We start from the raw sequence: 20,718 nt of genomic DNA on the forward strand, positions 1-20,718 counted from the left end.
CTTACGGCTCTACCACAACCGGAGTGCCCATACTCACCAGATTAAACAGTTCTTGAATATCTTCGTTGTACAGGCGGATGCAGCCGTGGGAGGCTGCTGTGCCAACGGTTTCGGGGTTTGGGGTGCCGTGCATGCCCACCCAATTTGTACCATCTGTCCAAAAGCCAATCCAGTAGTTGCCCAGTGGATTTTGGGGAGTGCCACCCGGTATCACTTCGCCGGTAAACGGATGTTGCCACGCCGGATCAACGATCATTTGCTTGACCTCGAAGCTCCCAACGGGGGTTTGCCAGCCCTGCCGTCCTACCGCAACGGGATAGCTTTTCAGCTCGGTGTCGCCATCGTACACGACCAATCGGCGATCGCTCAGGGCAATTTCAATGCGCAAGTTTCGTTCTGCGGGCGAACTCAGGTCACCCATGGGAAACGATTCATACAAAGATTCGTCGCTCAGGTTCCATTCCTGCGCCACCACCGATTGTGTGACAAATACACCACTTGCGATCGCAAACCCTACCGAAAGCGCTCGCCTCATCCAGCGATTTAAACCGAGTACCCAAGCAGAATTCATGGGGGAAAATTTGTTGATTCTCATATCCTCAACATCACATCATCTCAAGCTCAACTCATCGGGCCGAACTCATCGAACGATGGTTCACCGCTGTCAACAGAGGCGAGGCAGGCTGGCTTACAGAGATCTTTTCTAGCAGAAACCTCCGTAAACATTCCTGCTTAAATGCTTCTAGCATACCCATAACCAATCTCAATTCAACTCAGTCTGTAGAATCAACCAAGCTGGCAAAAAAAGTGAGATCTCTTGAGAAACATGAGCTAGGATGAAAGTCAAAATTTGAGGATTTTGGTATGGGCGTGAGGAGCAACAGCTTACTAACAGGATTTTGGGTCTCTGTAGGACTGGTGGCATCGTCCGCACTGTTGGCCAGCAGCGCGATCGCACAAATACCAGCCGACGAGTCTCGCGATCGCGAAACACTCCAGCGACAGCAAACGCTGCAATCCGAATTTGAAGACGCCTACTTTGGACTGAGCGGCACCTACTGGCGCAACCGCCAAATTCCCAACAACCTAACGTGGATTATTGGCCCCTTCCCCGAAGCCAACATTTCCTTAGATGCTCAGGATGTACACGAAGTGTATGCCAATGCGTTGAGCTACCAAGGCACCAGCGACCCTACCATTCGCACCGCTGACTTGGCCAATCCCTTTGGCACGTCTCTCATGTTTTTACCCTCTTATCAAGAAGCCACACCAGGCCAATTCCCCGCTGGGTTTAACCGCCCTGTGTTGGTGCCTTCTATTCCGGCTGCGCCTCCGGCTCCACCCGCTGGCCCGGTTCGCGGTCTATATTAAACGACACTGGGCGAGCGCACTTGGTTGCCTCATCTGCTCTGCATCCAATCTAAATAACTCAGTCTAAATAACTCACTCAATCGCCCTATCGCCCATGAGCACGCTCTGGCATAGGGCGATTTCTGTATGGCTGAATTTACAAGACCTCCTGCGCAAATCATTCAATATCCTGAGCGAGTGGTTCTTTTCAGCCCGAATCGTTGTGCAGCTCTGCGCAATGATTCGGGCAAAAAGTCTATGACGTGGCGGAAACTCTACTGAGCCCAGAACGTGGAAAAACTACGTGGGCATTGGCTGCTGTAGCTGGCTAAACCGATCTGGGAAGAAGGCACTGGGCAATTCTGGCGGATATCCGGCCACCATGCGGGCGATCGCCCTGCCGGCTCCAAAGGCAATGGTCATGCCATGACCGCTATAGCCCGCAATGATGAACTCGTTGGGATACCCAGGCAACGCACCAATGAGTGGATTGTCATCTGGGCTAAAGGCCATAATTCCCGTCCACTCTTGTTGAATTTGAACATCTCGTAAGGCATCGAATGTCGCGGGCAAAAACTCACGCAACTGTTGGCTAATGGTGGGATGAATCTGGCTATCGTCCTCTATGTCCCATTCCATTGTGGGCGATCGCCAGCGCATACCACCAAACACAATTCGGCCATCCACCCGTTGCAACCCGTACTCATAGCCGTAATTAGTAATCCAGTCAAATTCCCACAAGCGCGGCACGGGCTGAGTCACCAGCGCCTGTCCTCGTACAGGAACGATGATTTCCTGAAGAATAGGACGCAAACGGCGCGCATGGGCATTGGTAGCATGCACGATCGCCTGAGCCTGAATCGTGCTCTGGGGGGTGTATACGCTGAAGCCGTTTCCATGCGCTTCAACGGCTTCGACCGGAGTGTGAGTATGAATGAGGGCACCCTGCTCCATGGCAACCTGGGCGATCGCCACCACCAGCTTGGCAGGCCAAATTTGTCCATGCTCTTGATAGTGCCACCCGGCTAAAAAGCGCGAACTGTGTGTATGCTCAGCGGCTTGCTTCCCATCCCAAAACTCCACATCCAAGCCTGCTTTTTGCATCCACTCAAAGGACTGCTGCAACGCTTCTGCTTCTGCTTCCGTTTGGGCTAATGAGGCAAATGAGTTCATGCGCAAATCACACTGAATCTGATGCTGGTGAATGAACTGCTGAATTTGTTCAACCACCTGTTGAGTAAATTGCCAAATTTCCCATGCGGCGTCGTATCCATAGGTGGCGATCGCATTGCCAAACGAGCGATTGGTGCCAAGGGCCAAGTGGCCACCATTGCGGCCTGTCGCGCCCCCAGCCAAACCGCGCTGCTCCAACAGCACAACCTCAAGACCCATTTGGCTCAGCCAATAGGCGGTACTCACCCCCGAAATTCCGCCACCAATCACCACAACTTCAGCGGCAGAAGGCAACTGAGCGGTCGTTTGCTGATGGTGATGCACACCGTCGGTGAGCCAAAACGAATTGGAGATGAATAAAGGACTTGCCATACGCTGTCACCCAGCTATACACCGTGATGTCTTCGATCCAGGATGCAATCCCTTGATCGCGCTTGATCGCGTTTCAAATATGGGGTTGTTGATGGAGTAATTTTTTTGTGCAACTGGCACATCACACCGTTTCCATAGCACCACCCACTCGGAAGCAGAAAAGCTGGGCTTTCGTTCCCATATCGGTTTCAAGCACTGATGTTTTTAGACCACGCAAACCAGGAACTTGGATAAACCAACGACAAAAACTGAGAATAGTTGGTGCGGCCCTGTTGAGGTGGGAGGACTTGGAATCTTTGGGGTGGAGCACAACTCTTGGCCCGTTGCCAGCAGGTATGGGGACTGGTTTAAAGCTGAGCGCGAAGCTTCCCCCCTAAGATAGTAACCACAGCCTCTAAAAATGCATAAAAATGCCATGGATGGGAGAATCTAGCCAATTTTGGCATTTTTTGCAAAATCAGTTTTTTACAGTTCCGCATGAAGAAACACTTTGTTATTTATCGTAAGGTGTTTATAATCATCTCGTCTTTTGCAAAAGTTAATTTTTTAGTCAGGGAAAGTTAGGCTGACCCCTTTTAACAAATATGATGCTGCAACGTAAAAGTACTCCGGTTCTGACTCTGGCACTGCTCCTAGCTTTGGCATCCGCTCAGCCACTGTCCAGGGCTATTGCTGCCGAGCTCGTGTTGGCACAAGCCCCAGCCGCTTCACCTGTGCCACTCCCCTCGGTTCCTGCTGGCTCGGTGGTTCGTATTGATGGATCGAGCAGCATGGCGGTGACGAACCAAGCGCTCAAGGCCCAGTACGAAGCAGATTATGAGGGGACGACGGTTGAACTAGCCACAACTGGAACCGACGAAGCCTTGCGCAAGCTGCTGGACGATGAGATTGAGATTGCAGCGATTGGTCGCCCGTTAACTCAAGCTGAGCTTGCTCAAGGGTTGCAGCAGATCGCACTTGAGCGCGAAAAAATTGCGATTTTTGTCAGCCCTAACAATGCCTTTAGCGAGAATTTGACCTTTGAGCAATTTGCCCGCATTTTTCGGGGTGAAATTACCGATTGGTCTGAGCTGGGCGATGAGGCAGGGGCAATTCGGTTTGTCGATCGCCCTGATGAGAGTGATACACGCCTTGCCGTCAGCCAATACAGCATTTGGGAAACGCTAGGTGGGTTTGAACCTGGAGCAACGGTAGCTCAGATTGATGAGGATACAACCGATGCCGTGGTTGATGCGTTGGGAGAGGATGGCATTGGCTATGCGGTGACCAGCCAGGTGGGCGATCGCGCTGATGTTCGCGTCATTTCCATGCACCAAACCCTGCCGGATGATCCCAGATATCCCTATTCGCAGCCCCGGTATTACATATATAAGGATGGAGCACCGCCTGCTGCGCTTGCCTTTGTGGGCTTAGCCGATACATCCGGCGACCAGATTTCGGCGGTGGCCGGGGCCGTATCGACCATTGCGGCAGCACCAGCCTCAACCGCAACGGCCAGCCCTGCTTCTACGGTGAGTCCCAATGCTTCTCCTATCCCTGCTGTAGACCCAGTTCCTGTCGTAGATTCCAGCCCTGTCGTAGACTCCAGCCCGACAGAGCCAGACTCCGCCGCGACGGCAGCACCAGCCCCGCGCTCATTTGCTGAGATACTACCCTGGATTGCCCTAATTGGCCTGGGCCTATTGCCCCTGCTGATGGCCCTATTCCGCAGACGAGGAGATGGCGCGATCGCCGATGGTGGATCAACGGTTCCGCTGGCTGGTGGGCCTACATCCACTACTCCGGCGGCTGCCCCTGAGCCTCCCCTGGCTTCCCGTGCGGAATCGGTGATTTCGTCCGATCGGGCCACTCGCTCGGCTAGCGCTGCCCGGTCTAATGTTGATCCGACGTTGGTAGGAGGGGTGCTAGCGGGAACTGGCGGTCTTGCGGCGTTGGGTGCCCTGGGTCAATCGGAGCCAAAGAGTCGAATTGTCTTGTCACCGCGCAATCACCAGTTGGGTTATGCCTATTGGGAAACGCCTGATGACCACAAGCAAGCTGTGAAAGCGGACGGTGGTAAGGATCTGAAGCTGGCTATTTATGATGTAACCGATGTGGCAGATCCGGAAAATGCCTCGCTGAGCGGCCTTCAGCCGACTTGGTATTCCGTTGCAGACTACGAGCGCGATCGCCATGTTCCTGTTGCGAGCGATCGCGACTACTTGGCAGAAATTGGCTACACCACCGAAGATGGACGCTGGCTTCCCCTGGCTCGGTCTGAAAAGATTCGCATTCCTGAAGCTCCAGCGGCGGCGGTTCCTCCGGTAGTGGCACCCCCTGCGGCAGAGCCCGCACTAGAAGAGCCATCTGTGGACTTACCCGCAGCTGAGGAACCTGTTGAAGAACCAGAATCGCCTCCTGCGATCGCTGAAGCATCGGCCATGCTGGCAGCGGCGACTCTCGCTGCAAATGCCATGCCTGAATCAGAGGATACGACAGAGCCTGTCAGCTCAAAAGACATCGTTCTGGAAGAGGTCTCGGTTGAGGAGCCAGTTGTTGAAGAGACCGTTCTGGAAGAGCCAGTTCTGGAAGAGCTGACCCTTGAAGAATCTGTGGTGGAAACTCCAGGTGCGTCCAGTGAAACAGAACCGATGCCAGAGCCTCAACCCCCGGCAGAAGAGGTAGTAACAGAAGAGATTGTGATAGAGGAAATGACCCTGGCTGTTGACGCGCCAGCGGTCAAGGATACCGAGATGCTAGGGCTGGGCATGGTGGTGGGTGGCGTTGCGGCCGCCACTGGGTTGGGTGCATTGGGTGCTTTATCGGAACAGGAAGAGCAGTCCAATGTCGAGGCAACGAAGTTTGATGTGGGCCAATCGGATCTGTCTGCTGAGGCGTTGGCGGATGTGGATGAAGGGTTGGCGGATTTGCCCGGTGGCTATGGCCAAAGCCGGATTGTGCTGATGCCCCGCGATCCGCAGTGGGCCTACACCTACTGGGATGTCCCCAGCGAGCACAAGGAAGAGTTGCGCCGTCAAGGGGGCGAACGGTTGGCGCTGCGGCTATACGATGTCACAGATGTGGATCTGGGCCATCAACGGCCCCACAGCCTACAACAGTTTGACTGCGATGAGCTGGCGCAAGACTGGTACTTGCCAATTCCCGTGAGCGATCGCGACTACCTGGTTGAGATTGGTTACTTGGCTGCGGATGGCCGTTGGCTTGTGTTGGCACGCTCCAACATGGTGCGGGTGCCGCCTGTCTATCCATCCGATTGGTACGAAGAGCAATTTCTCACCATCGACTGGAATGAAGATCTGCGGGGCAAGACTTTCTTGGAGTTGGTGCCTCCCGAAAAGCGGGCCGCCGCCGCCGCCGCCGCCAACCCCATCTACGACGAAATGTTTGCCCAAGCCCAATCGGTAGAAGCGCAGCAGGTTGCGGGGTCGCTCTTTGGTTCGATGCAGCATGTTGCAGGGTCAATTTTTGGTTCAGCTCAAATGGTTGAACGCTCGGCCCAGTTTGCTCCAGCAGAATCCATTAGCTCGTTTGTGTTTCCTTCGGGGATGGGGCTGTGGGCGTTGCCAACAATGTCGGGTCTATCGATGTCGGGGATTGGATTCTCGGCGTCGATGCCACCACTGCGATCGCGCAAGTTTTGGCTCGTGGCCGATGCCGAGCTGATTGTGTACGGCGCAACGGAACCCGATGCCACCGTTTACATTGGCGGACGGCCAGTTCCGCTCAACCCCGACGGCACATTCCGCTTTCAAATGTCGTTCCAGGATGGGCTGATTGACTTCCCCATTTTGGCGATCGCATCAGATGGCGAGCAAACCCGTTCCATTCACATGAAGTTCAACCGCGAAACACCCGAGCGCCGCACCAACACCAAAGATGAAGCCGAGGATGAGCTGTACTAACGGCTAAGCCGTTGAATGAATCTATTCAATCACCCATAGTTTGAACCATTGCGTATAGAACATGGGTGATTCATGCTGAATGGCTAGGAATTGCGGCTGTGGTTGCTTTTGCGCTGTCACCATTGAAGATAGAATTGGAGGTGCCGAATTCTTAAGCGATTGTGAAAGCGATTACACTGCTTGGTTCAACGGGCTCTATTGGCACTCAAACCCTCGATATTGTGAGTGAGTATCCCGATCGATTTCGGGTAGTCGGCTTAGCCGCTGGGCGCAATGGCGACATGCTCGCCCAACAAATCCGGCAATTTCGTCCTCAAATTGCGGCTATTTGCGATGAAACTCAGTTGCCTGTTGTCCAAGCAGCGATCGCCGACCTGGATCAGCCTCCGATTTTGCTAGCAGGGGAGGAAGGTGTTGCTGAAGTCGCCCGCTATGGTGATTCGGAAGTTGTCGTTACAGGAATTGTTGGCTGTGCTGGCTTGTTGCCAACCATCGCCGCCATCGAAGCAGGGAAAAACATTGCCCTGGCCAACAAAGAAACCTTGATCGCTGGCGCTCCAGTTGTTCTGCCGTTGATTGAGCAGTACGGAGTCAAGCTGCTGCCAGCCGATTCTGAGCATTCTGCCATTTTTCAATGCTTGCAGGGAGTCCCCGCGGGCGGGTTGCGACGGGTTTTACTCACCGCTTCGGGTGGGGCTTTTCGCGACTTGCCAGTTGAAAAACTACCCACTGTAACCGTTGCGGATGCGTTGAAGCATCCCAACTGGTCGATGGGGCGCAAAATTACTATCGACTCCGCCACCCTTATGAACAAGGGCCTAGAGGTGATTGAAGCTCACTTCTTGTTTGGTGTGGACTATGACCATATCGAAATTGTCATTCATCCCCAAAGCATTATCCATTCGCTGATTGAGCTAGAAGATACGTCAGTGTTGGCGCAGTTGGGTCTGCCAGATATGCGTTTGCCCATTCTGTACGCAATGGCCTATCCCGATCGCATTCCTACTGAATGGCCGCGCCTAAACTTGGTGGAGTGTGCTCAGCTCACCTTCCGCGAACCCGACCACCAAAAGTATCCCTGTATGCGGCTGGCCTATGCAGCCGGGCGTGCCGGAGGTTCGATGCCAGCGGTTCTCAATGCTGCTAATGAGCAAGCTGTGGAGCTATTTCTCAATGAGCAGATTGGATTTTTGGATATCCCACGGGTGATTGAAACAGTGTGCGATCGCCATCAAGCCGACAACCACGTCCAACCCACCCTGCAAGACATTATTGCAGCTGATCAGTGGGCCCGGCAGCAAGTACTAACTGCAAGCCAATCGTTAACAACGATGATTGCTTAATGTCAACCTGTTAGCACATTTGTGCTTAATGAAGCATCCCATCGCTGAGAGCGTGAGCGGATGCAACCATCAAAAGCGTGTTTTGGAATTGGCAACAAAGCCATCCCAAAACACGCTTTTAATCATCTCTCTTCCTACTGCTTGCAGCCTGATTATGTTCCAAAAAAATCAGGAGCTGATTGAGACGAAAGGCCACACCGTAAAACACATATGACGGGAAAACCACAGGTTGAGATGTGGCCTCTCAATGCCGTATGAGAGATCTCTTATCAAAGAGTGATTAGCTCAACCGCACCAGTTGAGAGCTAGCTCCATACGGGTTGACAAGGCACTTAATGGCTGCGGTAGTCTTTATCCAACCAACACTGAGGCAAACTTTCCCCCGACGGAAACACCAAATGCTGTTTGGGCATCGGCGCTGGGTCTTGTTCCTCTTGTCCATCCTGAATTTGACCCGAAATCTCTTCCTGCATCGGATCAAACAACTCTTCCAGGTTTAAGACTTTCACTAAAACGCTACTCTTTTTGTCTTGTAAAAACATAAGAACTCCTTAGTTTTTCTTAATCCATAGCGGGGTGTAGAGATAAAGCGCAATTCAGAGGGAATATCTGAAATATACACCTTTCAAAAAAATAAATGGGGTGTAGCAAAGCAATCGTAACTAAACGCTTTGCCCTACAGATGAAAGAAAACATCAACGTAAAACAGCGCTAAAGAAAAACGAAAATTGCTCTACATTACTCTGTCCATCCCATCATTTACTTAAAAGACCCTGTTTAGGAGCAAGCCTCGTAAGAATTGACTCCTAAACAGCAGATGAGAACCGTACTAGTAGCGGTCATCGACAGCGGTTGTCCGAGGGCGGCGAACGCCTACAGACGCGCCAATGAGCGAAGCAACTAATCCCAACAGAGAACCCAAGGCAAACGACCAGCCCACCGTAGCGGCATTGCCAGCAATATTACGAGCCTCTGCATCACTCACATTGGGATCTACCCCAGGTAACGGAGCGCCACCTTGCTGAGTTTGGTTGAGAATTTCACCAGCATTGGATGCTGCAATCCCAAAAGCACCCGATACCCCCGATGAAAGCAACCAAGCACTAATCGCCAACGTTGTGGCCCAAAGAATAGCCCCGTTCAAAAGGGCTGTATTGCGGTTCATCGGACCACAGGCACGAGCCGTTACCCATCCACCCACAAACAGTGAAATAAGCAAGCTAATGATTGACCAAATGCCCACTGCTGAGCCAACTTCTCCAGCATTTGCCTGAGCAGAACCAGCAAACGTCGTTAACCCAATTGCAACTCCAAGAGCACTCAAAACAAGCTGAGTACTTAATGAAATGACTAAACCAGCAAATATTGGACCCCAACGAACTCGGTCATGATAATCTGCTACAGCGACAGTAGCCGTACGCTCAGCGACGTAATCTACAGGTCTATCTGCATATGACATGGGTAACTTTCTCCTGAGTTTCTGCAAATCTCTAGTGGTCAATTCAGCAAAAACGGAATTGACAGCTTCTTTATCGTTAAATCTAGTGTCAATTTTGGTTTGCCATATTAGTTCGTCATTGTATGTTGTGCTCAGCTAACAAATAGGAGTGAGCCTATTAAGATGAAGCACGAAAAGACCAACTCAGTTTTGGCAAATTTAAGAACCACTATTTCGTCAAAGCCTGTATTAAAGAGGAGTAAAAACAGGCTCTTGTAATGGGTTAATCATAGCGATTGCGTCGATTTGTTCCAATCTCACTTTAGGCAGAAAATTTGATTCATCTGCTGGGCTACTCCTAAAGCTCTGTCTTAAGTTCTGCATGATTTTGGATTGATTTAATGGCTGCTTATTTAAGTCCACGTAATTTTGGGAGAGCTATAGACGTTAATAAATCTGCAAACAAAAAAAGCGATTAGCTTTCTGACTTTGCTGATGCACTCAGAATCTTAGATCTTTTTACTTTATTTTTAATACTTTATTAGGTGCCTGTCGTCGGTTTACGACAGCAGGAGTGTGGTTTATCTACCGTTTATTAAGATGATTTTTTATCTATTGAGAAATAGATAATGAATTGCAGAGAAAATGGCGATCGCACGCAGGCTTTCAAATATTTTTAGCAAAAATGGCGTATGGCTCCTATAAATAACATAGGCTCCAGTACGCCATTTTTAATTGTTGACCCAATTCATCAACGAGGGAGCAATGTGTAAACAGGCTACGGTATCTCTACCATCTTTAAAGAGACTTACTGATGACTCGTTTGACGTTGAAGCCATTGCTCATAGGCTTGTTGGACAGAATCTTCCTCAAAAATGAGCGCTACTCGGGTTGATTGAGTTTCTGGTTTGCTGATAACGCTATCTATGAGTTTTTGAGCAGCTGTGATCGGAACATACTGAATGTTTTGTAGAGTTTGGTCTGGCTGGCCTGTGGTTGACATCAACGAATCGCTAGCATTCGTCTGGAATAGGCGATCGCGATCGCTTGATTGAGCTTCTAAGCCTAGATCTATCGTCGCTAAATTGTGCCGATCTGGACTGACCTGCTCTACAATTAGCACCTCTCTGCGAATGGGAACCTCCACCATTCTGGTTTCAATTGCCTTTCGAATGACCACCTCTCCAACCTTTCGACGTTGGCGATCGCTGACAACTCGTTCTTCTAATAATTGAATCGTTTGCTCTTGCAAAGATTCCTCGGCCACAGCTGGTTCATGGGTTGAAAGTTGAGCAGCCGTTGGTGTGGATTGATTAGTAGAGTCCACCCTAGATTGAGGCATTACCCTTTCTGCCTGGGAATCTTGGTAAAGCACGGTAGATGGCTGAAGCCGCACAACCGACTCTACGGCAACCGGCCCTTCTAACGGCGTAGAATTTTCCAAAGGTTGCTCGTTTTCCAAAGCTTGGGTCGATAACTGAGGAGAAGCATAGCTCTGTTGAGTAGAGGCTGGAGGAGGAGTGCGATCGCTCACCGGACTGTAGCTAGATGACGAAGGTAACTGGTAGAGCTGGATCGTCGTTAATCCCTCCACATCAACTCGTTGCCGATTTAGATTTACATTCAGTTGCTCTACTGGAAGAAGTACTTCTTTATTCGTTGCTCCATTAATTAAACGAACTAGCAAATAATGAGACTGACTCTCTCGATCAATCACTTCCTCAACGACCCTACCCACGCGATCGTTATTGCTAGAATAAACATCTAAAATTGTTAGGTCTGCATCGGAAAACATGTAACCTCGATGGTCATCTGATTTATTTAAGTGAATTGAACTCATGGCTTGTTCTTAATGGGTTATAAACTACAGGTAAATCTCTTCCAAAAAATTTGATTTTCTCTTGCTTTTTCTTTCTGTAGATATAATGCGTACTCAAGTTTCAAATAACTTCACGCTCTTTTTTACGATCGTTAGATAGAGCGGGTTAGCACCAGGCATAAAACTATGCCTGGTGCCAATTAGTGCTCAGCAGTTAGAAGTTAGCGGCGCTCAGTTCGTCGCTTATCAACTCCTGGATTTTTGCTATCGCGAACCACAGGGTTGCCTTGCGTGTCTAAATCCAATTCTTCTCTGCGTAGCGTTTCGTTGGCTTCAACGGTATCCCGATCAACCACTTTACGAACGCTAACGTCTTCCCGCACGAAAGCCTCTTTATGAATTTCGGGTGTTTCTTCGTAAACCTCAACACGGGCAACTTCGCCTTCTTGGAAAGCATCAGCCCCTGGAGTAACAGCCTGATTGGCAGCGCCACCAGAACGTTCAATGACAACGCGCTCTTTCTCAACTGGAACCGACACGTTGGCTTGCTTGGTTTCTACATGTTTGCCCAAAGCAACTTCACCCGCTTTGCGACGAGTCTTGTCTGCAACTAACCGCTCTTCGTACAAACGTAGGCTGCCGTGCGAGCCTTCGTTGATCCCATACAATCCTGGCTCTTCGTCATAGCGATAAGAGTTGCGATCATATGTGTCGGTTTGGCTGGTTGAAGCTGTGCGATCTCGGGTGACCCCTTTCTTATCAGCTGTCATGCTTCGGTCAGTACCAACGCCTGTAGCAGCACCCGGACGGTAGACATTGCGCACACGCTCTTCATAGTCATAGTCGACAGTCATGTCGTTATCAAACTCGGGCAGGTTTTCGACTTGGTCGCGGGTTAGCCCATCAACGTAAATACGGCGATCGTCATAGTCAATGCGGGCACGACCCACAGGCAGCAGCACCTTCTTTCCAAAGATCCACACGCCAGTGTTAACCACTAAGTAGCGAAAACGACCGTCTTCATCCACCATCAGGTTGTCAGCAGAACCCACCTTATCATCAGGTGTAGCGTATACGCTGTATCCCAGAATGTCGTGATTTCCAAACAGCTCTGGATAGTCGGGATAGAAGTCTTTAATTTTATGTAAAGCCATTACATTTTCCTCTTGCACATCTAAATCTCTACATACAAGTTAGATTTTATTGTTGATAATTTCATCACTCCATTGACTTAAATAAGGAAATACTTGAGTCTAACCAAAGATGAAAAGGCTAATATTTGATTTACTTTAAATAATTATATTTATTGATATTAAATTAAGATATTTTTCAAGCTAATTTAATTGCTTGAAAGCAAAAATCGAGATCGTTACCTTGATTCATTTTCGTCTATTCATCTACCTAGAGATGGAGCTCTGATTAGCTGAAACGCCTGTAAAACAAGCTCATCAGTGAGGGAAGGGATACTTTAATGCTGTCAACAGTTTGTATTTATTTGAAGGTTAAAGATAGAAGATGAGTGCGATCGCCCATTCAGTATAAAGACCTATGCAAGAAATAATTTGCTGAGCGATCGCCTGGGTCCACGTAAAAACGAATGATGTGTATTGAGATATTTCTAGGAAGTACCTAAAAAATTAGACACCGAATTCATCTATTTAAAGTGGGGAGTACAATAAAGAGATCGGTAAATTGTCTTGCTAAAAGTTTGCAGTTACTTCCAACAAAATAATCCTGCCCACAGACTATTCTTTCAAAAATGGAAAGCGCATTCACGTGACGAGCTGTGAATGCGCTTTCCGATAATGTTCCCCATCCAAAACGGACAGGACTTACGTAGTTGAATGATGGATGAAGTGCGTCAGTTCTAATGAAACGGAACGGCTGGATCTTGGGAGACCCTGTGGTCTGTGGAATGCAAATGTCGAAAGGATTGGAAGCGAAGAAGAGTGGGGCGATGAACTAGATCAAACAGACCAAGACCAAAAAACCAACAATACCAGCCGCAGATTGAAGAAACAAAGGTAGTTCCGTTTTGGCTGAAGAGGAAGTGTAAAGATGAGACTGCATGGGCACCTCCATTGGGGGAAACTGAGAGCCACAACGTGTTGAAGCGTGAATGTTATCTACTACACGCTGTCGCAAACTGATTCCGGGATGATCTTTAGAACAGATCGCGTGCCCATTAGATCAGAACCGATGCAAGTCCTTCAATCTAGTGTGTTTGTGTTGAGTAAGCCCTGTTTATGAATGAATAGGGCGTGCTGCAGACGGCGGAATCCTCAGGTGTGCTTCGCTGGGCGATCGCCCCAAGTGCCCCATTATTTGCTGCCATTGGCTCAAAATGTGGCGATGAGACCAGCCCAAACGATTGGTAGCCAGTACCCAGCAATGGCGATCGCCTCCTCCCTCCTCAGCCACAACCACCATACGCACCCGCCCCATGCCAATCACATTCAAGCAGCAGGTGTGCACCCAATATTGAGCACCCTCTATCCGTACCCATTGATACCGCTCTGGTGCCAGCGCCGCCACATAGTCGCGAATTGTGCCAGAGCCAATCGATGACTCGCTCAGTACCACAGCGTGGGAAGACAGACACCAGCGCTGATGTTCCACTGCCCAATCAGGCTGTAGCGCACAAATCCAGTCATGCCCAGCATCTTGCAACAAATCAATCAATCCTGGTGATAAGAAGGGCGCATCAACCAACACCAGATTCTCAAATTGACCAATCTGATCGGGACGACTCAACGGTAATGCATTGGGCCAGATCGGCTCTGCCGCAAAAGTTGTAGCGAGATGGGTAGGGCGGTTCATCAAAAAGCGATTCACGGAGCATACTCCTGAGCGGGGGGGTGGCTTGTACTCTTCTGTGTCGCAGTTCGCCATTGTGTTACACCACGGCCCAAAAACTTCACACCTAACGCAGTTTGTGCAGAATCGAAAGGCTTTGGAGTTTGCATGAGATACGGGGAAAATGCGTTATGGAGTTGTAGAGGCACCAAAAACGGGAAAACCCTTGAGCTGTTGGCAGGGTTTCCAACCCAATAACTCGCATGTGCTTATCAAGAACAGCAGAAATTGAGAGAAGACGTGTAACATCTACGCCAACAACGTCACAAACCATCAAGCGGATAGGGTTATTCCTCCAAGGACCATCCCTACGATGGCGAGCAAGATCACCCCGATCGAGCTTTTCAGTGGATAACTTGCCCACTGGATTCACATTAGTTCATGAGAGAAATAAACACCTGATAGGAGAGGAGTTTATGGATTGTCCGATGGATGATTTGATTGAAACGTTGCAGCAAGGTAGTGAGCAGTATGCCAATGTTTTGGCCAATTATTGCCAGCTCGTTCTGCGTCCTGAGCTGACCGATAGTGAAGCAGAGCAATTGGCCTCGATTTACACGGCTGCCGAGCAGGAACCTCTGCTAAATTTCTTTATTACTGAGCTCGATGCAATTTTAGGCCAGCGGTTAGGGCTGTTGGATAACGCTCAAGTTGAACTGTATTGCAACCAGCAAGCGTGGCTTCGCGAGCACTTAGAAGGTGTCCCCTACGACAAAACCTACCGAGAAGCCGTTCAGCGTTTGTTGCAGCAACACGGTTTTTATGAAGGTCCCATTGATGGGGTGTTGGGCAAACGCACACAACACGCTGTCAAGCAATTTCAAGAATCGCACCGCCTTTGTGTCGATGGTGTTCCGGGTAAGAAAACCTTTTCTGCGTTGCAAACTAGGTAATTGCCATGCCCCCAAATTATCAAGCCCTGTTCGATTCCGATAATTCTGATGCTTTTGCACTACGCGAGTTTGTTGCCCTTTTACTGGCGCAGTATGGTCTTGAGCACTGCTACTGTGTTGAAGAGATCATCACCGAAGCGCTGACCCGTAATGCAGAACTGGTCGAGTCTGATGCGGTTTTGGAAATTCAGCTCGCGTGGCTAAAAACCATCTGCCTGGAGGTTATTAAAGACTACAGCCGCCAACATTGTCGTCAACGATTTGATAGAGCGATGCAGGCGTTGTTTGATGACAATAATCCAGATGCCCATACCTTTTTTGCTGGCGTGGCGCGCATGTTGCGGCAGTTTCGGCTGAATGGAACGTATGATGTGCGCGATATTATCAATGAGGCGTATGCCAGAGGCATTGTCTACATTGAATCGGGCAAGGGAATTGACACTCCGATCGCATGGTTGCGAGGAACATGCCTGAATGTGATTCGTGAATTTCGCCGCCAGCAGGATAAGTCGAAGCATCCACGCATTAGTGATGAAAATTTGGATGTTCTACTGCATAAGCAATCCACGCTACACCGCGTTGCGCCTGATGATTTGTTTTCAACGTTGGTTTTGGAAGAGGATATGCAAATGATTCACCAAGCGATTCAACAGCTCAATCCGCTCGATCGCCAAATTTTATGTCTTCGCTATTGGGAATGTCAGTCGTGGCAAGAGATTGGAGAGTCGCTATCAGAGGAGGGGGCAGATAGTTTGTCGGCAAATGCGGCTCGTCAGCGAGGATATCGGGCATTACAACGTTTGCGAGAGCTGTATTTGGCGGTTCAGGGTTAATGCAGGAGCGCGATCGCCCTTCTGTGATTGGCCTTGGATATGCTCCACAATTTCAGTTCTACAATTTCAGCTGCATCTTTACTGCGCAGTTTGTATCAGCAGGCTGCGCAGTTTGTTTGCGGATAGGGTAGAAATTCCGCTGTCTGGTAAGGCAAGATGCTAAAGATGCCACTATGCCTTGTGTACCCCACATGTTGTTATGAAACCAGCGTTAACGGTAAAACCTTTGGCGGCTGAATGGGTTACCTCTGCCGCCTTTGAGCCCTTTGGCCAATTAATTGTGCCGAGTGAAGATGGGCAGCCCTTTAGTGCCGAAGATGCGCAGCTGAGCCTCGATCGCGGTATCCCTCGATTTTACATTATGCGATTACCTGCAAAAGGGTTGCGTTTTTCTCGTATAACGCGGCATCAGCAGTGTACGCAGTGTTTGGGAGCGCTGAATGGCAAAGATTGGCTTATGGCAGTAGCTCCCCCCAGCGAAACGCCTTACCCCGACCTCAACCAACTCATGGCATTTCGGATTTCTGGAGATTGTTTTATTAAACTGCATGTTGGAACCTGGCATGCTGGTCCCTATTTTGAGCATGAGTTTGTTGATTTTTATAATTTGGAACTGAGCGATACCAATCTGGTAGATCACCAAACTCACGACTTTGCTGTATCGCATGGCTTGGAGTTTCAGCTCATCGTAGAGTCGCGCTAATGTGAGCGATCGCAGCGGTTGACCCAAATCAGGAGTAGTACGGAGACGGGTTAGTAAGCGTAAAGCTGCTCGCTACCATTTGTCAGAAACAACCCGGAAGTAGAAGCGGGTACGATGCTGACACCGTTGAACTCAATGCCTGCTGCGCCTTCCACAGCCATGGCCACCGCTGATAGCTGATCAAGAACCTTTTGACTAGGGGCTTCACCTAACAAGACAACCACAGCTCCCCGTTGTCGCACCTTCAGGTTGCACACTTCTCCGTAGCGAAATTGTTGATTAAATGCGAGTTTTACGCGTTTTGCTAAGCCATTATGATCGTACTTTCCATCCAAACCAATGCGCTCTGGAGGAATTGTTTGAAACCAAGAGCGATCAATTGACGATTGGCTGAGCTGTGGACTTGACTCGGGTAGATGACCTGACATCATAATCAACAAGCCTCAAATATGCTGCTAGGGGGCGAACAGGGGGTTTTAAGTAAAGTTCCTGTGAACTCTCTTAAAAAAATCTTTAATCGTGAACACAATTTAGCACAAAGTTTTAGAACCCGTAATTCTCGCATCAGAGGATTCCACCTACCGTGCTTATAGGCTTATGTCAATCGGTGAAAGCTTTACAAGACGTAAAGAAATGCAGCTTGCTGACCTCAGCGTTGCTCGCTGGTTCTTGATGGTGGGAGTACAGGGATACCAATTTCCTGATGGCGAATCTACGGATATCCTTGCTGTGCGATCGCTCAAATAACATCCATTGCGGTTGAGCACTTTTCTGCTGGCTGTAGGGCGTGCAGTCAGCAAAAAAGTGCCTATTTTTGTGGCGTAACCCACACGCAAAAATAGGTATTTCGGCTTCGCCAACAGAGATGTCTTAGCTGCCGTCAGCGTAGTTGAGCCAAGGACATCTTGGGGGAGGCCCAAGATGTCCTAATCAAACTGGCATTGCTGATTGGTTTAAGGCAGATAAAACGGGCCAATGCGACTAGCTGTGGAGGTGCCCATCAGGCATCACCGCCCCTGTCAAATTTGCTCCCGTCAGCTTGACCATGAGTTTGTCTTGCACCCCAACTCGGGCTCCTCGCAAGTTTGCTCCGCTAAGGTCTGCTCCGCTCAGGTCAGCCCCGATCAAATTGGCTTCGCGCAGATCAGCATTGCGCAAATTGGCTTGCAGCAAGTTGGCCCGAAACAGATTGGCTCGATGCAAGTTCGCTCCGCTCAAGTTGACCTTGTGCAAAAAGGCATCGCTTAAATTGGCGTTGCTCAAGTTAGCGCTGCTCAGGTTGCGGCCTGCCAGGTCTTTTTCCCGGAGGTTTTGGCCGCTCAGATCGGCTCCGCTCAAGTCGGGATTTTCCTTGCGGGGTTGCTGCGAGCTAGATTGGCCGTTGGCACTATTGGACGTACCGGAGGAGTAAGTTCCGCCAGTGGTGCCGTAGGGGCTGCGGTAAGTGGACTGCTGGCTAGACGAGGTGTGCTGACTAGAGCTGGAACTAGAGCCTTGGTAATTTGACTGGCTAGACGAGGTGTGCTGACTAGAACTGGAGCTAGAGCCCTGGTAATTCGATGAATTGGGTTGCTTAGCCTGATTGTGGCTTTGGTAGTAGTAATGTGGGCGGGGTGGCGGTTGGTAATAGGAGCGTGACGAGTGGGCCGAGCCTGAATTGGGTGAACTCGAATTGGAGGAGCCCGAACTAGAGGAGCCGCTAGAGCCATAGGTACTCGACCCATACGTGCTAGAACTCGATGAGCTAGAGGCTGAGGAGTTGGGGCGCGAGTAGGAGCTTGAAGAGTAATTGGGATAGCTCGTTTTGGTTTGACTTGTGCTTTGGGGCTGGGCCTTGCTGGCTCGATGCGAAGAACGCAGGCGATCGCGCGCTTGGTTCAGCTCTTTCAGCATCTCATGAGCTTTTTCTTGCAATCGAGGATTGTCTCTGGGAATGCGATCGGGATGCCAAATAAACACCAAGTCCTTATACGCCTGATTCACCTCTTCCAGTGATGCACCAGGCTGCAATCCCAATACTTTGTAGCTCTGCTCAAGATCGTTCATCTAGTTCAAGATAGCACTTTCAAGACAGGCCAGAGCCTGCCCTGGGAGATTGTTTGCTCGCCAATTGATTGGCCTTGTTGATGCGATGAATGAGGAAACTCTAGTACATCGCGATCGCCCAAAGAGTGAACTTACATGACAAATTAATTGAACTCGTGAAATACAGATCGTAGCGGGTACAGGTGGAGCGCAGACTAGGGGTGAATCTGCATATTGAAGACGGCACAGTTCTCGCTCAGGCTCAGTCACACAATCGACAGAACCGGATGATAACAAATTTTGGGCAAGTTAGGCTTGAAGCACGCTAGCCAATGGCGATCGCCCCACCAAATTTTGGGGGACTTTCAAGAAATCCCTTGAGGCCCAGGAAAACCCTTGTGAATCACTTGTGAATCACAAGTGATTCAATAATTAATTCAATACAAGCCTCCTGCGTGGCACTCCCAACGTTTGTCTAAGTGATTTGATCCTAAAGCAAGGATGGGATGCGCTGCAATTTAGGAGACACATCCCCATTCCCCTAATGACCTGTATCGCTTTCGCTAACGATGATGCACAAATAGGCAGAAGGCCGAGTCACACGTAGATGGAACCGACGCGAAATGCCTCCGTCCGCCAAAGGGGCTACAACAGAAGGCTACTTTTTGGCCTTGGCCTCTTTCTTAGAGGCTTTGTCTACCGAATCGCTTGCGCTAGAACCATTCGTGTTCGAGCCATTGGTTTCAACAGAGGTTGCCGAAGTTTGCAAGTGGGCCTCTAGGAACCACAGGCGCTTGTCGATCGCCCGCGAAATTTCGGTGTATAAATCGGCGGTATCGGCATCACCCAGTTCATCGGTTTTATCAATGCCTTCACGCACCAGCTTGCCATAGGCGGCGTAGCGATCGGCTAACGCAACAATGTGATCCTTTCCATCAACTGCATCCAGCGGGTATTCCGGCAGAATCGTGCTGGCAACGGCCAAACGGGCGGTGCCCATGGCGAGTCCGCCCAAGGCTGTAACTCGCTCAGCAATCATATCCACAAACTCTTCTAACTCAGAGGCCATTTCATCAAACAGCTCGTGGAGTTGGTAAAAATCCATGCCTTTTACGTTCCAGTGGGCTTGCTTGACCTGAGTTTTGAGATCCAGGGTAGACGCAAGCGACTGGTTCAAAATATTGATAACGTTGGTTCGAATCTCGAGCGCCAGATCAATCTTTGTTGAGTACATGTGTTGACTGTGTCCGTTGCTGCCCATAACCCTTTATCCTGGCGAGGTCTTCAAGAGTTCAAGATAACCTAAATCCCTCACATTGCAACGTGTCGTGGAATGGGGCCGAAAGCGACAGGAGAGGGCGATCGCACCCGATGCGAACAGTTTTGCCTTGGCTGCTTCAAAATGCTGGCGCTACAAGTGGGTTATAGCAAGTGTTTTACGTAAAAGGCCGAGCCAGCTTCCATCAAGGCTACGACTCGGCCATCTTAAAATTCTAAAAAGATATGTTACAACTTGGCGTTGCATTGGCTTGCCCCTCGGCGCAGCGTTGGCAGCCGCGAGGCCCAAAGCTTAGGGCAGTGTTTTCCATGCTTGGGCTACCACTTCACTTAGCTGTCTGCGGGTGGCGGCATCCAGCAAACCATCCTCCGCCAATACCTCTGCGGTTAAGTCTTCTAACGATTGACCGCGCGATCGCGCCATACCCACAACGCCAGCCAGCACAGCGGCCATCAGGTTCTCATCAACTGGCTGCTGTCTTAACGCCACAATATCTTGAGGATTGGTCGGAATCGAGTACTTCATATGATTCAGGCAGGGAACTTCGAACGAAAAGAAATATGAGAAACGCGTAAACTTTTTTAAGGAATCCTATCGTACAGCAAAGTGTATCGCACTTTCACGGAAAGTCAGGTCTGTATTTTTGAGGATTTCCCCCACAAGCCGATTCTGAAATGGAAGGAGTCTGCGTAAGAACTCTAGAGTTTCCTTTGAGAAGCGTGAAGCGGCCAG

18 protein-coding genes are annotated in these 20,718 nt (G+C 49.8%); 7 read left to right on the top strand and 11 right to left on the bottom strand.

Annotation, left to right across the window (positions count from 1 at the left end):
* Window position 1: 1 nt before the first annotated feature.
* Window positions 2–571: a L,D-transpeptidase gene (locus ACQ4M4_RS13995; RefSeq protein ID WP_430685114.1), complete on the bottom strand. Its 570-nt coding sequence runs from the start codon at window positions 569–571 to the stop codon at window positions 2–4.
* A gap of 293 nt (window positions 572–864) precedes the next feature.
* Between ACQ4M4_RS13995 and ACQ4M4_RS14000 the strand changes: the two genes are divergently transcribed.
* Window positions 865–1,371: a hypothetical protein gene (locus tag ACQ4M4_RS14000; RefSeq protein ID WP_430685115.1), complete on the top strand. Its 507-nt coding sequence runs from the start codon at window positions 865–867 to the stop codon at window positions 1,369–1,371.
* Between the two features lie 279 nt (window positions 1,372–1,650).
* Here ACQ4M4_RS14000 and ACQ4M4_RS14005 read toward each other — a convergent pair whose 3' ends face one another.
* Complete coding sequence (locus ACQ4M4_RS14005) at window positions 1,651–2,895, bottom strand: NAD(P)/FAD-dependent oxidoreductase (protein ID WP_430685116.1); 1,245 nt, start codon at window positions 2,893–2,895, stop codon at window positions 1,651–1,653.
* A gap of 584 nt (window positions 2,896–3,479) precedes the next feature.
* On the opposite strand from ACQ4M4_RS14005, the gene ACQ4M4_RS14010 reads away from it, so the two are divergent.
* The gene (locus ACQ4M4_RS14010) at window positions 3,480–6,797 is read left to right on the top strand and encodes a DUF4912 domain-containing protein (RefSeq protein ID WP_430685117.1); all 3,318 of its coding nucleotides are present in this window, start codon (window positions 3,480–3,482) and stop codon (window positions 6,795–6,797) included.
* Window positions 6,798–6,958: 161 nt separating this feature from the next.
* Window positions 6,959–8,140 carry a 1-deoxy-D-xylulose-5-phosphate reductoisomerase gene (gene dxr / locus ACQ4M4_RS14015; protein ID WP_430685118.1) on the top strand — a complete coding sequence of 394 codons (1,182 nt, stop codon included), beginning with the start codon at window positions 6,959–6,961 and terminating at the stop codon, window positions 8,138–8,140.
* 332 nt (window positions 8,141–8,472) lie between these two features.
* On the opposite strand, the gene ACQ4M4_RS14020 is transcribed toward dxr, so the two are convergent.
* From ACQ4M4_RS14020 to ACQ4M4_RS14040, 5 genes are all read right to left on the bottom strand, one after another.
* Window positions 8,473–8,682, bottom strand: coding sequence for an acetyltransferase (locus ACQ4M4_RS14020; protein ID WP_430685119.1), 210 nt, complete (start codon window positions 8,680–8,682; stop codon window positions 8,473–8,475).
* Between the two features lie 287 nt (window positions 8,683–8,969).
* On the bottom strand, window positions 8,970–9,599 hold the full coding sequence (locus ACQ4M4_RS14025; RefSeq protein WP_430685120.1) for a hypothetical protein: 630 nt from the start codon (window positions 9,597–9,599) through the stop codon (window positions 8,970–8,972).
* A 787-nt stretch (window positions 9,600–10,386) separates the two neighbouring features.
* On the bottom strand, window positions 10,387–11,418 hold the full coding sequence (locus ACQ4M4_RS14030) for a PRC-barrel domain-containing protein (protein WP_430685121.1): 1,032 nt from the start codon (window positions 11,416–11,418) through the stop codon (window positions 10,387–10,389).
* Window positions 11,419–11,618: 200 nt separating this feature from the next.
* Complete coding sequence (locus ACQ4M4_RS14035) at window positions 11,619–12,551, bottom strand: PRC and DUF2382 domain-containing protein (protein WP_430685122.1); 933 nt, start codon at window positions 12,549–12,551, stop codon at window positions 11,619–11,621.
* 1,090 nt (window positions 12,552–13,641) lie between these two features.
* Window positions 13,642–14,232 carry a hypothetical protein gene (locus ACQ4M4_RS14040; RefSeq protein ID WP_430685123.1) on the bottom strand — a complete coding sequence of 197 codons (591 nt, stop codon included), beginning with the start codon at window positions 14,230–14,232 and terminating at the stop codon, window positions 13,642–13,644.
* Window positions 14,233–14,669: 437 nt separating this feature from the next.
* Here ACQ4M4_RS14040 and ACQ4M4_RS14045 point away from each other — a divergent pair, with 437 nt between their 5' ends.
* From ACQ4M4_RS14045 to ACQ4M4_RS14055, 3 genes are all read left to right on the top strand, one after another.
* Window positions 14,670–15,146, top strand: coding sequence for a peptidoglycan-binding domain-containing protein (locus ACQ4M4_RS14045; RefSeq protein ID WP_430685124.1), 477 nt, complete (start codon window positions 14,670–14,672; stop codon window positions 15,144–15,146).
* Window positions 15,147–15,151: 5 nt separating this feature from the next.
* Window positions 15,152–15,979 carry an RNA polymerase sigma factor gene (locus ACQ4M4_RS14050; RefSeq protein WP_430685125.1) on the top strand — a complete coding sequence of 276 codons (828 nt, stop codon included), beginning with the start codon at window positions 15,152–15,154 and terminating at the stop codon, window positions 15,977–15,979.
* Window positions 15,980–16,178: 199 nt separating this feature from the next.
* Window positions 16,179–16,682, top strand: coding sequence for an ureidoglycolate lyase (locus tag ACQ4M4_RS14055; protein WP_430685126.1), 504 nt, complete (start codon window positions 16,179–16,181; stop codon window positions 16,680–16,682).
* A gap of 50 nt (window positions 16,683–16,732) precedes the next feature.
* On the opposite strand, the gene ACQ4M4_RS14060 is transcribed toward ACQ4M4_RS14055, so the two are convergent.
* Window positions 16,733–17,113 (bottom strand): BON domain-containing protein, encoded by a 381-nt coding sequence (locus ACQ4M4_RS14060; protein ID WP_430685127.1) that lies wholly within the window; start codon window positions 17,111–17,113, stop codon window positions 16,733–16,735.
* 166 nt (window positions 17,114–17,279) lie between these two features.
* On the opposite strand from ACQ4M4_RS14060, the gene ACQ4M4_RS14065 reads away from it, so the two are divergent.
* Window positions 17,280–17,429 carry a hypothetical protein gene (locus tag ACQ4M4_RS14065; RefSeq protein WP_430685128.1) on the top strand — a complete coding sequence of 50 codons (150 nt, stop codon included), beginning with the start codon at window positions 17,280–17,282 and terminating at the stop codon, window positions 17,427–17,429.
* 234 nt (window positions 17,430–17,663) lie between these two features.
* Here ACQ4M4_RS14065 and ACQ4M4_RS14070 read toward each other — a convergent pair whose 3' ends face one another.
* The 3 genes from ACQ4M4_RS14070 to ACQ4M4_RS14080 all read right to left on the bottom strand — a co-directional run bounded on the left by ACQ4M4_RS14070 (window position 17,664) and on the right by ACQ4M4_RS14080 (window position 20,511).
* Entirely contained in the window at window positions 17,664–18,728 is a 1,065-nt protein-coding gene (locus ACQ4M4_RS14070; RefSeq protein WP_430685129.1) for a pentapeptide repeat-containing protein, read from the bottom strand.
* Between the two features lie 637 nt (window positions 18,729–19,365).
* Entirely contained in the window at window positions 19,366–19,941 is a 576-nt protein-coding gene (gene dps / locus ACQ4M4_RS14075) for a DNA starvation/stationary phase protection protein Dps (RefSeq protein WP_430685130.1), read from the bottom strand.
* 336 nt (window positions 19,942–20,277) lie between these two features.
* Window positions 20,278–20,511, bottom strand: coding sequence for a hypothetical protein (locus ACQ4M4_RS14080; protein WP_430685131.1), 234 nt, complete (start codon window positions 20,509–20,511; stop codon window positions 20,278–20,280).
* Window positions 20,512–20,718 lie beyond the last annotated feature (207 nt).

This window comes from Leptolyngbya sp. AN02str, from assembly GCF_050565595.1.
Classification (GTDB): Bacteria; Cyanobacteriota; Cyanobacteriia; order Elainellales; family Elainellaceae; genus Kaiparowitsia.

What these genes read in the sequence shown, in the direction of transcription:
- ACQ4M4_RS14070 (WP_430685129.1), bottom strand. Translation starts at nt 18,728, where the DNA reads ATGAACGATCTTGAGCAGAGCTACAAAGTATTGGGATTGCAGCCTGGT.
- ACQ4M4_RS14005 (WP_430685116.1), bottom strand. Translation starts at nt 2,895, where the DNA reads ATGGCAAGTCCTTTATTCATCTCCAATTCGTTTTGGCTCACCGACGGT.
- ACQ4M4_RS14045 (WP_430685124.1), top strand. Translation starts at nt 14,670, where the DNA reads ATGGATTGTCCGATGGATGATTTGATTGAAACGTTGCAGCAAGGTAGT.
- ACQ4M4_RS14025 (WP_430685120.1), bottom strand. Translation starts at nt 9,599, where the DNA reads ATGTCATATGCAGATAGACCTGTAGATTACGTCGCTGAGCGTACGGCT.
- ACQ4M4_RS14010 (WP_430685117.1), top strand. Translation starts at nt 3,480, where the DNA reads ATGATGCTGCAACGTAAAAGTACTCCGGTTCTGACTCTGGCACTGCTC.
- ACQ4M4_RS14080 (WP_430685131.1), bottom strand. Translation starts at nt 20,511, where the DNA reads ATGAAGTACTCGATTCCGACCAATCCTCAAGATATTGTGGCGTTAAGA.
- ACQ4M4_RS14020 (WP_430685119.1), bottom strand. Translation starts at nt 8,682, where the DNA reads ATGTTTTTACAAGACAAAAAGAGTAGCGTTTTAGTGAAAGTCTTAAAC.
- ACQ4M4_RS13995 (WP_430685114.1), bottom strand. Translation starts at nt 571, where the DNA reads ATGAATTCTGCTTGGGTACTCGGTTTAAATCGCTGGATGAGGCGAGCG.
- dps (WP_430685130.1), bottom strand. Translation starts at nt 19,941, where the DNA reads ATGTACTCAACAAAGATTGATCTGGCGCTCGAGATTCGAACCAACGTT.
- ACQ4M4_RS14055 (WP_430685126.1), top strand. Translation starts at nt 16,179, where the DNA reads ATGAAACCAGCGTTAACGGTAAAACCTTTGGCGGCTGAATGGGTTACC.
- ACQ4M4_RS14035 (WP_430685122.1), bottom strand. Translation starts at nt 12,551, where the DNA reads ATGGCTTTACATAAAATTAAAGACTTCTATCCCGACTATCCAGAGCTG.
- ACQ4M4_RS14065 (WP_430685128.1), top strand. Translation starts at nt 17,280, where the DNA reads ATGTCAATCGGTGAAAGCTTTACAAGACGTAAAGAAATGCAGCTTGCT.
- ACQ4M4_RS14030 (WP_430685121.1), bottom strand. Translation starts at nt 11,418, where the DNA reads ATGAGTTCAATTCACTTAAATAAATCAGATGACCATCGAGGTTACATG.
- ACQ4M4_RS14050 (WP_430685125.1), top strand. Translation starts at nt 15,152, where the DNA reads ATGCCCCCAAATTATCAAGCCCTGTTCGATTCCGATAATTCTGATGCT.
- ACQ4M4_RS14060 (WP_430685127.1), bottom strand. Translation starts at nt 17,113, where the DNA reads ATGATGTCAGGTCATCTACCCGAGTCAAGTCCACAGCTCAGCCAATCG.
- ACQ4M4_RS14000 (WP_430685115.1), top strand. Translation starts at nt 865, where the DNA reads ATGGGCGTGAGGAGCAACAGCTTACTAACAGGATTTTGGGTCTCTGTA.